The 11,570-nt window shown below is 61.8% G+C and carries 13 protein-coding genes and 1 riboswitch; of the genes, 9 read left to right on the plus strand and 4 right to left on the minus strand.

Annotation, left to right across the window (positions count from 1 at the left end; genetic code table 11):
- Positions 1–258: 258 nt before the first annotated feature.
- The 3 genes from QZY07_RS14315 to QZY07_RS14325 all read left to right on the plus strand — a co-directional run bounded on the left by QZY07_RS14315 (position 259) and on the right by QZY07_RS14325 (position 2,550).
- Complete coding sequence (locus QZY07_RS14315; protein WP_295403995.1) at positions 259–858, plus strand: histidine phosphatase family protein; 600 nt, start codon at positions 259–261, stop codon at positions 856–858.
- A gap of 94 nt (positions 859–952) precedes the next feature.
- Positions 953–2,008: a 3-deoxy-7-phosphoheptulonate synthase gene (locus QZY07_RS14320; protein ID WP_295403998.1), complete on the plus strand. Its 1,056-nt coding sequence runs from the start codon at positions 953–955 to the stop codon at positions 2,006–2,008.
- A 44-nt stretch (positions 2,009–2,052) separates the two neighbouring features.
- On the plus strand, positions 2,053–2,550 hold the full coding sequence (locus QZY07_RS14325; protein WP_295404001.1) for a DUF4124 domain-containing protein: 498 nt from the start codon (positions 2,053–2,055) through the stop codon (positions 2,548–2,550).
- 6 nt (positions 2,551–2,556) lie between these two features.
- Here QZY07_RS14325 and mtgA read toward each other — a convergent pair whose 3' ends face one another.
- The 4 genes from mtgA to QZY07_RS14345 form a co-directional block, all read right to left on the minus strand.
- On the minus strand, positions 2,557–3,366 hold the full coding sequence (gene mtgA / locus QZY07_RS14330; protein ID WP_295404004.1) for a monofunctional biosynthetic peptidoglycan transglycosylase: 810 nt from the start codon (positions 3,364–3,366) through the stop codon (positions 2,557–2,559).
- A gap of 65 nt (positions 3,367–3,431) precedes the next feature.
- On the minus strand, positions 3,432–4,076 hold the full coding sequence (locus QZY07_RS14335; protein WP_295404006.1) for a flavin prenyltransferase UbiX: 645 nt from the start codon (positions 4,074–4,076) through the stop codon (positions 3,432–3,434).
- A gap of 24 nt (positions 4,077–4,100) precedes the next feature.
- Positions 4,101–5,465, minus strand: a complete 1,365-nt coding sequence (mpl, locus tag QZY07_RS14340) for a UDP-N-acetylmuramate:L-alanyl-gamma-D-glutamyl-meso-diaminopimelate ligase (protein WP_295404009.1) — start codon at positions 5,463–5,465, stop codon at positions 4,101–4,103.
- A gap of 2 nt (positions 5,466–5,467) precedes the next feature.
- Positions 5,468–5,983, minus strand: a complete 516-nt coding sequence (locus QZY07_RS14345) for a hypothetical protein (RefSeq protein WP_295404012.1) — start codon at positions 5,981–5,983, stop codon at positions 5,468–5,470.
- Positions 5,984–6,362: 379 nt separating this feature from the next.
- A riboswitch (S-adenosyl-L-homocysteine riboswitch) is annotated at positions 6,363–6,450 on the plus strand.
- 22 nt (positions 6,451–6,472) lie between these two features.
- On the opposite strand from QZY07_RS14345, the gene ahcY reads away from it, so the two are divergent.
- From ahcY to QZY07_RS14375, 6 genes are all read left to right on the plus strand, one after another.
- On the plus strand, positions 6,473–7,879 hold the full coding sequence (ahcY, locus tag QZY07_RS14350; RefSeq protein WP_295404015.1) for an adenosylhomocysteinase: 1,407 nt from the start codon (positions 6,473–6,475) through the stop codon (positions 7,877–7,879).
- Between the two features lie 83 nt (positions 7,880–7,962).
- Positions 7,963–8,448 carry a Uma2 family endonuclease gene (locus QZY07_RS14355; RefSeq protein ID WP_295404018.1) on the plus strand — a complete coding sequence of 162 codons (486 nt, stop codon included), beginning with the start codon at positions 7,963–7,965 and terminating at the stop codon, positions 8,446–8,448.
- Positions 8,449–8,497: 49 nt separating this feature from the next.
- Positions 8,498–8,764, plus strand: a complete 267-nt coding sequence (locus QZY07_RS14360) for a hypothetical protein (protein WP_295404021.1) — start codon at positions 8,498–8,500, stop codon at positions 8,762–8,764.
- Positions 8,765–8,813: 49 nt separating this feature from the next.
- The gene (gene metF, locus QZY07_RS14365; protein ID WP_295404023.1) at positions 8,814–9,677 is read left to right on the plus strand and encodes a methylenetetrahydrofolate reductase [NAD(P)H]; all 864 of its coding nucleotides are present in this window, start codon (positions 8,814–8,816) and stop codon (positions 9,675–9,677) included.
- A gap of 27 nt (positions 9,678–9,704) precedes the next feature.
- Positions 9,705–10,265 carry a Panacea domain-containing protein gene (locus tag QZY07_RS14370; RefSeq protein WP_295404025.1) on the plus strand — a complete coding sequence of 187 codons (561 nt, stop codon included), beginning with the start codon at positions 9,705–9,707 and terminating at the stop codon, positions 10,263–10,265.
- 35 nt (positions 10,266–10,300) lie between these two features.
- Positions 10,301–11,570: site-specific DNA-methyltransferase (locus tag QZY07_RS14375; protein WP_295404028.1), on the plus strand; the 1,270-nt coding region annotated here is incomplete at its 3' end.

An 11,570-nucleotide genomic window follows, 5' to 3' on the forward strand; every position in this document is an offset into this window, starting at 1 on the left:
GTTCCGCCTCGGGGATGTCAGGAAGTTTGATCGAGCTGGGCATGACGGTAGGACGATGCACGGGAAACGATTGGGGAAGCGATGGGGTATTCTAACGGATATCTTCAGCCAAGGCTGCCGTGACTTATTGAGAAGTTACTCGCGGCGCACTTAACGTATTGCTGGCGGCGGATGCCTGCACCTTCGTGGTTCTCAGCGCGGATCGGGCATTGATCGATGCCGAACTTTAACACCAATCAGGAACAATCAGGAACAATCATGCGGGAGACACTGGTGGATCTGATCCGTCACGGCGAGCCGACCGGCGGTCGGCGTTATCGCGGCAATGGCGCGGACGATCCGCTCTCGCCGCTCGGCTGGACCCAGATGCGCCAGGCGCTCGGCGATGCCGCGCCCTGGGATCAGATCCTCAGCTCGCCGATGACCCGCTGCCGTCTGTTCGCCGCCGAACTGGCGGGACGCCATAGGCTGCCGCTGGCGATCGAGCCCGGTTTCATCGAGGTCGGGATGGGCGCCTGGGAGGGCCGTGCGCACACGGAGATCGCCGCCGCCGAGCCGGCGGCCTATGAGGCGCTCCAGCGCGATCCGGTCGGTTGCCGCCCGCCCGGCGCCGAACCGCTCGATCGTCTGCTCGCCCGTATCGCCCGCGTCTATGAGCGTCAGGTGACGGCCTATCCGGGACGCCATCTGCTGATCGTCTGCCATGCCGGCGTCACGCGCGCCATCCTCGGCCACCTCCTGCGCGCCGAGGCGGAGCGCTGGTATCGGTTACGGGTCGATTACGCCGGACTCACCCGCATTCGTCACGGCCGCTTTGGGGCAAGCGTCGAATACGTGAATCGGCACCGGCTGAGTTGAAGCCTTTGGCATGGGTATAAACTTTCCCGGAAATCGCCTAACCCTGTTTCCGTTTATACTTCGTCGCTTTACGCAACCGCCCCGGCGCTCCACCATGCACCGCACCGACGATCTGCGCATTCGCGACATCACCCAAGTCCGCTCGCCCCGTGCCCTGCACGAGGAATATCCGCTCTCCGAGCAGGCGGCCGAGACCGTTCATGCGACTCGCCACGCGATCCAGCGCATCCTCCACGGCAGCGATGACCGTCTGCTGGTCGTGGTCGGTCCCTGCTCGGTTCACGACCCACAGGCCGCGCTCGAATACGCGCAGCGTCTCCAGCCATTGCGCGAGGAACTGAGCGCGCATCTGCTGCTGGTCATGCGGGTCTATTTCGAGAAACCGCGCACCACGGTCGGCTGGAAGGGGCTCATCAACGATCCCAATCTCGACGGCAGTTTCGAGATCAACAAAGGCTTGGGGATCGCCCGCAAGCTGCTGCTGGCGCTGAACGAGATGGGGATTCCGGCGGGCACCGAGTACCTGGATCTGATCAGTCCGCAATACATCGCCGATCAGGTGAGTTGGGGCGCGATCGGCGCGCGGACCACCGAGAGTCAGGGACACCGCGAACTCGCCTCCGGGCTGTCCTGCCCGATCGGCTTCAAGAACGCCACCAACGGCGACGTGCGGGTCGCCATCGACGCCATCCACGCGGCGGCACGGCCCCATGTCTTCATGTCCGTGACCAAGGAGGGTCAATCGGCCATCTTCAGCACCACCGGCAACGTGGACACCCACATCATTCTGCGCGGCGGACAGCGGCCCAACTATGACACCGAAAGCGTCAGCATCGCCGCCGAGCAGATCGCCAACGCCGGGCTGACGCCCAAGATCATGATCGATTTCAGCCATGCCAACAGCGGCAAGCGGCCCGAGAAGCAGTTGCGCATCGGTCAGGATGTCGCGGGTCAGATCGGTCGTGGCGACCGGCGTATCATCGGGGCCATGATCGAGAGTCATCTGATCGCCGGGCGTCAGAACCTCGATGCCGGCGGCGACCTCATTTTCGGTCAGAGCGTCACCGACGCCTGCGTCGGCTGGGACGACACCGCGCCCATGCTGCGCGAACTCGCCGAAGCCTGCGCGCGACGACGCGAGTGCTGTTGACGGCTCTTGCCAGGATCGCCGAACACCGGGAACGGAGACCGACTATGTTAACTTTCTGGATTCGCCGGCCCAGCCGTCTCGCGCTCGGCCTGATCGTCCTTGGTCTCGCCGCGCATCCGGCCTGGGCCGAGCTGTACAAATGCCAGCAGGCGAACGGACAGATCAGCTATCAGCAGACCGCCTGCGCGGACAGTGCCGGAGGCGGCGCGCTGGCGGTCGACACCCACGCTCCGACTGGCGGCGGAACCGAATCGAAAAGCCAGGATTATTCGATCGAATCCCAGGTCCAGGCGATGCAGGCCCAACGTGAACAGGCACTCAAAGAGCGCGAGCGTGCCCGCAAACAGGCCGAAACCGAGGCGCGCCGGTCACGCACCTCCGCCCGCACCGAGCACGACCCGGCCAAATGCGCGAAGCAGCGCGCCGAGGTCGCCAAATGGCATCAAAAGGTTCTGAACGGCTACCGCACCCGCAGCGAAAAGGAACTCAACGAGAACAAACGTGCCTATCATCAGGCGTTGATGGACCGCGATTGCGAGTGATGCCGTTCATAATTGCTTCAGATACCGCATCCCGCCCAGCCGCTGGCTTTGGTCGAGGATCCAGTCCGCGCGGCGCTGAAGGCTCGCGGACGGTTGGTCCAACTGATAATGTCCCGGACCCGGTAGCGCGCCGATCAGCAGCGCGGCTTCCGCCAGGCTGAGTTCGCTGGCGGGATGACCGAAATAGCGCGTGCTGGTCGCTTCGATGCCATAGGTGCTCGGGCTGAATTGCGCGATGTTGAGATAGATCTCCAAAATCCGTTCTTTCGGCCAGAGTATTTCCATCAGGAGCGTAAACCAGGCTTCGAGCCCTTTGCGCCACCAGCTCGACCCTGGCCACAGAAACAGATTTTTTGCCGCCTGCTGAGTAATGGTGCTGGCCCCCCGCAATCGTCCGCCCTGGCGATAGTCGTTCCAGGCCTGGCGGATCTCGATCGGATCGAACCCGAAATGGCGCGGGAAGCGCTGATCTTCTCCCGCAATGGCCGCCAGTCGGACCGTCGGCGGGATCCGCTCCCAGGGAATCCAGTCATAGCGATAATAGGGGGGAGTCTGATCGAGTTTCCAGACATTGTGAGCATGACGCAGCATAAAGGCGGATACCGGAGGATTCACCCAGCGCAGGCCCCCAACCAGAAGCACCGACAGGAGGATCGACAGGAGCGCCAGCCCCAGCAGAAGGCGTGCCGGAATGCGGAGCACCGACACCAGACGCCGCCAATTCTTGGCCGCTGCGTCACTCCGCTTCGTCGCCTCTCCAGCGTTTTCGGAAGCGGGCGATTCAGACGCCTGCTCTTGCGACTCCGCGTCCACCATCGTCTTCGCCAGTGCTCTCGCGGAAGGGTTGACAGGGTTGAGGAAGATCGCGGGAGACACGCATTTCACACGAGACGCGGTTGGTCCGGATCCAGGGAACCCCAGCGATCCATCAATTCGTGCGGAATTTCCAGGTGATCCAGGATGCGGGCGACCATGAAGTCGACGATGTCGTCAAGGCTGGTGGGATTGCGGTAAAAGCCTGGATTCGCGGGCATGATGACCGCTCCGGCCTGCGCGAGACGCAGCATGTTCTCCAGATGGATGGTCGTGAAGGGCGTCTCGCGGACGACCAGAATCAGCTTGCGGCGCTCTTTCAGGGCGACATCGGCGGCACGCTCGATCAGCGAGCCGGAGAGTCCGGCGGCGATTCGACCCAGGGTGCCGGCGGTGCAGGGGCAGATGACCATGGCATCCGGCGGATTGCTTCCGCTGGCCACGGGCGCGGTCCATTCCTGCCGCCCGAAGACCCGGAGCTGTCCGGATTGAGCGTTGAAGTGCTCGGTGAAAAAGCGTTCGGCCTCGGCGGGGCGTGCGGGAACGTCGAGCCCGCTTTCCATCTTCAGCACCACTTGTCCGGCCTGCGAGACGAGTAGATAGACCCGCGCTCCGGCGCTCAGGAGGCAGTCGATCAGACGCAGTCCATAGCAGGCTCCGGACGCGCCGGTGAGCGCGACAGCGATGGTTTTGGGCTTCGGGGATGGGGTCATGGGGCAGGTTTCAGTTGGCAGGCGTCAGTGGTCCGTTGGCCCCGAGAGCGCATCCAGCAGTTTTTGATGGATTCCGCCAAAGCCACCGTTGCTCATCACGAGCACCTGGTCGCCCTGCCGGCTCTCGGTCGCGATGCGCGCGACCATCGCCTCCACCGTGCTCAGAATCTCGGCGCGCGGCCCCAGTCCGGCGAAGACCCCGGCGGCGTCCCAGCCCAGATCCGGCGGAGCGAACAGGAACACCCGATCCGCATCGTCGAGCGAGGCGGCAAGTTCCGCGTTATGCACGCCGAGACGCATGGTGTTGGAACGCGGCTCCAGCACGGCCAGGATGCGCTGCCCGCCGACCCGCCGGCGCAGCCCCTGCAAGGTCGTCGCGATGGCCGTGGGATGATGGGCGAAGTCGTCGAAGACCCGCACGCCATTGACCTCGCCGCGCAACTCCATGCGTCGTTTAACCCCTTTGAAGCGTCCCAGCGCGGCGATGCCGGCGACGACCGGCACGCCGGCATGACGGGCGGCGGCCAGCACGGCGAGCGCGTTGTTGACATTGTGCATGCCGGTCTGCCCCCACTGGACGGCACCGACCCGCTCGCCACCGAGCAGGACGTTGAACCGCGAGCCATCCGGCTCGATGAGTTCGGCGGTCCAGTCGCCGCCCGCTCCGAAGCGCTCGCAGGCCGTCCAGCAGCCCATCGCGAGGACCGCATCCATGGCGGGTTCCGCGCCCGGATGCACGATCAGCCCGCTGCCGGGCACGGTTCGCACCAGATGATGGAACTGGCGCTGGATCTGCGCCAGATCGTCGAAGATGTCGGCGTGATCGAACTCCAGATTATTCAGGATCAGGGTGCGCGGGCCGTAGTGGACGAACTTGGAACGCTTGTCGAAGAAGGCGGTGTCGTACTCGTCCGCCTCGACCACGAAAAAGGGCGCCGATCCCAGCCGCGCGGACAGACCGAAGTCCAGCGGCACGCCGCCGATCAAAAACCCTGGATCGAGTCCGGCGTCTTCCAGCACCCAGGCCAGCATGCTGGCGGTCGTGGTCTTGCCGTGGGTGCCCGCGACCGCCAGCACCCAGCGGTCGCGCAGCAGATTTTCCTTCAGCCATTCGGGGCCGGAGCAGTAGCGCAGCCCCCGGTCCAGCATGGCTTCCACCGCCGGGATGCCGCGCTTCATGGCATTGCCGACGACCACCACATCCGGCGCCGGGTCGAGATGGGAGGCGGCATAGCCCTCCATCAGACCGATGCCGGCGGCTTCCAGTTGGGTGCTCATGGGTGGATAGACATTGGCGTCCGAGCCAGTGACCCGATGGCCGAGCGCGCGCGCGAGCAGGGCGATGCCGCCCATGAAGGTGCCGCAGATTCCGAGGAGATGAAGATGCATGATCAGGCGCCGCCAAAAAGACCAGTAACCAGGGTAATCGCCGCGATCTCGAAGGCGATCGCGATGGCCGCGCCCTGACCGAGCGTCAACCCGAAGGTATGACGCAGGATGTGGCCAGTCACGACGACGCCCCAGATCACCAGTCCGAGCAGGAGAAAGGCACCCAGCGCCGCCAGATTCGTCTCCTGGCTGCCGGTGGGATGAAGACTGAGCGGCATGAGCGCGAGCAGCCCGAGCAGCGCGCCGCTCCCCAGCAGGGCCGTGCCGGCCTGGAGAAAACGCCCAGGCCGTTTCATGAGCTGAAGCGCCACGGTGAGTGCGGCGAGCATCAGCGCGATCTCGACGATGCCCTGAAGCAGACTCGCCCACAAGGAAATGCCGGCGGTCATCCCAACCAGAAGCCCTGCAAAGAGATCCGCGAACAACATGAGCCACAGCAGGATCGCCGATGCCGGCAAATCCTGCGGGGCACGGCGGAGCGCGCAAAGCTCGACGAAAAATATGAGGAGTGCTCGCACAACGACATCCTGACCTGACAAACCATGACCCAATCATAACCGCCAGCGGTAAAAAAGCAGCCATCGCCCGTTCATCGCGCAGCAATCTCAACGCGCGACTTGCTCCTGCACCGAATGCAGTCAAAATAAGATCGACGGTTGATAAAAACATCGAAAAATTTGCAACAACGTCCGTCCCAAAAATCCGCGCCGAACCCTTGCCACCGCGCAGTCGAATGCAGACAATTCACCTCTTGCTGTCAACGGCACGCCATTCGCCTGGACCCCATCGATAAAAGCGGATACCTGGGATACCTGTATTGACCCTTGGGCCGAAGAACGACGGTTATTGATTCCGTCGCGCGTGACACAACCAGCCCGATTGCCTTTCTCCAACCTCGCGGTCGAGGAGCGCTGCGACCCGGACCGCTGACGGTCCGGGCCAGGCTCGGCGACGGGGTCGACTTTTTCAACGGCGCTCACTCACGATTCATCGAGACTTGATTAACCATGAGTGAGTTTACCGATTACAAGGTTGCCGATCTGTCCCTGGCCGATTTTGGCCGTAAGGAAATGGTCATCGCCGAGACCGAGATGCCAGGGCTGATGGCCCTGCGCAAGCAGTTCGGCGCCGCCAAGCCGCTGGCCGGCGCGCGTATCACCGGCAGTCTGCACATGACCATCCAGACCGCAGTGCTGATCGAGACCCTGGTCGAGCTTGGCGCGCAGGTGCGCTGGTGTTCCTGCAACATCTTCTCGACCCAGGACCATGCCGCCGCCGCCATCGCCGCCGCCGGCGTCCCGGTTTATGCCTGGAAGGGCGAGACGCTGGACGAATACTGGTGGTGTACCGAGCAGGTGCTGAACTGGCCCGATGGCGGCGGGCCGAACATGATCCTGGACGATGGCGGCGACGCCACGCTGATCGTGCACAAGGGCGTGGAATACGAGAAGGCCGGCGCCATCCCCGCGCCGACCGCCGGCGACAGCGAGGAATGGGGCTCCATTCTGGGGCTTCTGAACCGCACCTTCGCGCGCAATCCGCAACACTGGCACGCCATCGCCAAGGACATCAAGGGCGTTACCGAGGAGACCACCACCGGCGTCCATCGGCTCTATCAGATGCACCGCGACGGTCAACTGCTGTTCCCGGCGATGAACGTCAACGACTCGGTCACCAAGTCCAAGTTCGATAACCTCTACGGCTGTCGCGAGTCGCTGGTGGACGCCATCAAGCGCGCCACCGATGTCATGATCGCGGGCAAGCTCGCGCTGGTGTGCGGCTTCGGCGACGTGGGCAAGGGTTCGGCGGCCTCGCTGCGCGGGCTGGGCGCGACCGTCTGGGTGACCGAGATCGATCCGATCTGCGCGCTCCAGGCCGCGATGGAAGGCTATCGGGTGGTTCGCCTGGACGACGTGGTGTCGATGATGGACATCTTCGTCACCGCCACCGGCAACACCGACATCATCACCCATGATCACATGGCGGCGATGAAGGATCAGGCGATCGTCTGCAACATCGGTCATTTCGACAACGAGATTCAGGTCTACCGCCTGAAGCAGTACGAATGGGTGAACATCAAGCCCCAGGTGGATCAGATCGTCTTCCCGGACGGTCATCGCATCACCCTGCTGGCCGAGGGGCGTCTGGTCAATCTCGGCTGCGCGACCGGTCATCCGAGCTTCGTGATGTCCAATAGTTTCACCAATCAGGTGCTGGCCCAGATCGAGATCTTCACCAAGCCCGAGCAGTATCCGGTCGGGGTCTATGTACTGCCCAAGCATCTCGATGAAGACGTGGCGCGGCTGCATCTGGAGAAGATCGGCGTCAAGCTGACCCAACTCTCCAAGGCGCAGGCGGATTATATTGGCGTGGCGGTCGAGGGGCCGTATAAAGCCGAGAATTATCGGTATTGATCGAAATCGCCGCGCTCCCCCTCGCGGGGGAGCGCGCGCTTGAATGAACGGTTGGCCGATCGGAAACACGCATGAGCCTGTCCATGACGACACTTCTTCAAGCCAGCGAGCTTGGCATTCGGCTCGAAATCGTCAACGGCCTGCCGATTTGGGAGGCACAGCCGGTTTATCGTCATCAAAAACACATCGCTCGCATTGCGCGGGGTATCGCCAAACCCGCCGTCGGTCAGGCCGGATGCGACTGTGTTTATGCCATCGATGTCTATATCCAGTTTCCAACCGGACTCAAGCGACCCGATATTTCGATTTTCTGCCGCGAACCGAGCGAGGACGAACAGGATTCGGCATTGACCATGATTCCCGAGGCCGTGATCGAGGTGGTCAGCAAAGGCTATGAGGCCAAGGATTTAGAGATTGGGCCACCCTTTTATCTGTCCCAGGGCGTCAAGGATGTCATCGTGTTCGATCCGCTGACCTTATTGGTTCTGCACGTCCGCAAGGAGCGTGCGACACGACAGGTTTCTCCAGTGACGATTGAATTGGAATGCGGCTGTTCACTGATCGCATGATGCGCGACCAGGAGAACGAGGTGAAAACCAAGATCCGGGAATCCGCGCAATGAAAGAAAGTGCGTATTACGTCAAGCTCGTCGAGTGGTCCCAAGAAGATCAATGTTTCGTTGGGCAATGTCCGGGAATCATTGGTCCCTGCTGCCATGGCGACGACGAGGAACAGGTCTATCACGAGCTTTGCCTGATTGTCGATGAATGGATCGCGATCATGAAGAAAGACGCAAAGCCCCTGCCTCCGATGACCTCCGGTATCAATTTGAGTCGACTGATCCTAGAGCGGATCGGCGATACGGATCATGCCGCGCGCCTTTGAATGATTGAGCGCGAAACGCCGGCGCAGCACTGACCAAGGAACCTGATTCATGCCATTTCAAAACCATTCGACTCCACTGTATAGCGTCGAACTCTTCCCGCCGAAGACCGCCGAAGGAATGGAGAAACTCAAGCTGGAGATCGCCAAGCTCAACGCGCTCGGTCCCGCGTATTTCTCCGTCACCTACGGCGCGGGCGGCTCGACCCGCGAGGGCACCCTGGAGACCGTCTCCTGGCTGCGCGGCCTGGGGATCGAGACCGCGCCGCATCTCGCCTGCATCGGCTCCACCCGCGAGCAGGTGCGCGAACTGTTGCACCACTATCGGCAACAGGGCATCCGGCGTCTGGTGGCGCTGCGCGGCGACATGCCCTCCGGCATGGGCGCGGGCAATCAGGGCGATTTCCGCTATGCCAATGAACTGGTGAGCTTCGTCCGCGCCGAGTTCGGCGATGCCTTCCACATCGAAGTGGCGGCCTATCCCGAGTATCACCCCCAGTCGGGCAGTCCGGCGCGCGATCTGGAGAACTTCAAGCGTAAAGTCGCGGCGGGCGCCGACGGCGCCATCACGCAGTATTTCTATAACGCCGACGCCTATTTCGCGTTCGTGGAAAGCTGCCGGAAGGAAAGGGTCGAGATCCCGATCATCCCCGGCATCATGCCCATCACCAACTACACTCAACTTGCCCGCTTTTCGGATACCTGCGGCGCCGAGATCCCGCGCTGGGTCCGTCGCCGGCTGGAAGGCTATGGGGACGATGTCGAAAGCATCCGCGCCTTCGGTCACGAGGTGGTGCTGATGCTGTGCCGTCATCTGCTCGAAGGCGGTGCGCCGGGGCTGCATTTCTACACCATGAATCAGTCCGGTCCGACGACGCGCCTGTGGAATGATCTGGAACTCCCCATCGTGCACTGATTTCCGATTGATGACTGGTCTTCAAGTATGCTCATCACCCACGAACGCGAAAAGCTGATCAACGTGATTGTCTATTTCGCCCAACACACCCAGCATTTCGGCAAGATCAAGCTGTTCAAGCTGCTGTATCTGCTTGACTTCGAGCATTTCCGCCAGACCGGGCGAAGTGTCACGGGGCTGGAATACCGCGCGTGGGAGTTGGGACCCGTGCCGATCCGCTTGATGCAGGAATGGGAAGACCTAAAGCCTGATTTAGCGGCTGCGATTTCCATCGAGCCCGAGCGGGTGATCGATTACGTGCGTGAAACGGTTGTCCCCCGCGCCGAATTCGATGACAGCTATTTCTCCAAGCGGGAACTGCGCATCATGGCCGAGCTGGCGAATCGCTACCGCGATGTCTATTCACCAAAAATGATCGATGTCACGCATGCCGAGAATGGCGCTTGGGACAGGGTCTGGAGCAATGGGATGGGTTTCGATCAGCGCATTGCCTACGATCTGGCGCTGGCAGACGATGAGCCGTACCGGGACGCCATCCTGGAAGCGGCCGAAGAATACCAAGCCATCCTCAGTTCGGCGCGGGGTTGAGGTGGCAGCGACGCCCCTAATTAAAGGACTCGACCATGCCGGAGCTTGATTTCAAGGGCAAAGAATTCGTCTACAACCATCATCTGGCCATCCCGCACCGCCCGTTGATCCCGCAGCCGGGCAAGTCCATCGGCGAACCGCGACTTGACGGCAACCTGATCGTTCACGGCGACAATCTACACGCTCTGAAAGCCTTGTTGCCCATGTATGCGGGGCGGGTGGATTGCATCTTCATCGATCCCCCGTACAACACCGGCAACGAAGGTTGGAGCTACAACGACAACGTCAACAGCCCGATGCTGCGCGAGTGGCTCGACAGCAATCCGGTCGGCATCGAGGACGGGTTACGCCATGATAAATGGCTGTGCATGATGTGGCCACGGCTGCGGTTGTTGCATGAATTGCTGGCGGAGTCGGGGAGTTTCTGGATGACGCTCGACGATAACGAAATCCATCGGGCGCGGATGATGTTGGATGAGATCTTTGGGGCTGACAATTTCGTCGCGACTTGTATTTGGCACAAGAACTATTCGCCCAAGCCGTCAGCTCAGTTCTTTTCGGAAGATCACGATTACCTGTTGATCTACGCGAAAGATAAAACTATCTGGCGTCCGAACTTGCTGGAGCGAACGGACGATATGGATGCCCGTTACGACAATCCAGACAACGATACGCGAGGCCCTTGGAAGCCCGGCGATCTGTCGGCGCGCAACTACTACGGCGAGGGCACTTACCCGATTACCTGCCCGTCTGGCCGAATCATTTCGGGGCCTCCCGGTGGAAATTACTGGCGTGTTTCTGAGCCTAAATTCAAGGAGATGGACCGTGATGATCGCGTCTGGTGGGGCGAGGATGGCAACAACATCCCATCGATCAAGCGATTCCTCTCCGAGGTCAAAGCCGGTCGCGTACCGCAAACCCTGTGGGAGTACGACGAGGTCGGCCATACCCAGGACGCCAAGAAAGAACTGCTGTCCGTGCTGGACTTCGCCAGTTCCGACGATGTTTTCGTGACTCCCAAGCCGGTGGCCCTGCTGTCCCGCGTGCTGGAACTAGCCACCACCGAGCATTCCATTGTGCTCGACAGCTTCGCCGGTTCCGCCACCACCGCCCACGCCGTCCTGACCGCGAACCACAAGGACGGCGGCGACCGAACATTCATCCTGGTCGAATGCGAGGACTACGCCGACACCCTCACCGCCGAACGCGCCCGCCGCGTCATCGACGGCTATGCCTTTTCCGGCAACCAACGCGAAGAACTCCACCGCGAACGGCTCACCTTCACCAGCCTGAAAAAGGCCGACA

Source organism: uncultured Thiocystis sp. (assembly GCF_903866365.1).
GTDB lineage: Bacteria > Pseudomonadota > Gammaproteobacteria > Chromatiales > Chromatiaceae > Chromatium.

What these genes read in the sequence shown, in the direction of transcription:
- QZY07_RS14315 (WP_295403995.1), top strand. Translation starts at nt 259, where the DNA reads ATGCGGGAGACACTGGTGGATCTGATCCGTCACGGCGAGCCGACCGGC.
- QZY07_RS14320 (WP_295403998.1), top strand. Translation starts at nt 953, where the DNA reads ATGCACCGCACCGACGATCTGCGCATTCGCGACATCACCCAAGTCCGC.
- QZY07_RS14325 (WP_295404001.1), top strand. Translation starts at nt 2,053, where the DNA reads ATGTTAACTTTCTGGATTCGCCGGCCCAGCCGTCTCGCGCTCGGCCTG.
- mtgA (WP_295404004.1), bottom strand. Translation starts at nt 3,366, where the DNA reads ATGGTGGACGCGGAGTCGCAAGAGCAGGCGTCTGAATCGCCCGCTTCC.
- QZY07_RS14335 (WP_295404006.1), bottom strand. Translation starts at nt 4,076, where the DNA reads ATGACCCCATCCCCGAAGCCCAAAACCATCGCTGTCGCGCTCACCGGC.
- mpl (WP_295404009.1), bottom strand. Translation starts at nt 5,465, where the DNA reads ATGCATCTTCATCTCCTCGGAATCTGCGGCACCTTCATGGGCGGCATC.
- ahcY (WP_295404015.1), top strand. Translation starts at nt 6,473, where the DNA reads ATGAGTGAGTTTACCGATTACAAGGTTGCCGATCTGTCCCTGGCCGAT.
- QZY07_RS14355 (WP_295404018.1), top strand. Translation starts at nt 7,963, where the DNA reads ATGACGACACTTCTTCAAGCCAGCGAGCTTGGCATTCGGCTCGAAATC.
- QZY07_RS14360 (WP_295404021.1), top strand. Translation starts at nt 8,498, where the DNA reads ATGAAAGAAAGTGCGTATTACGTCAAGCTCGTCGAGTGGTCCCAAGAA.
- metF (WP_295404023.1), top strand. Translation starts at nt 8,814, where the DNA reads ATGCCATTTCAAAACCATTCGACTCCACTGTATAGCGTCGAACTCTTC.
- QZY07_RS14370 (WP_295404025.1), top strand. Translation starts at nt 9,705, where the DNA reads ATGCTCATCACCCACGAACGCGAAAAGCTGATCAACGTGATTGTCTAT.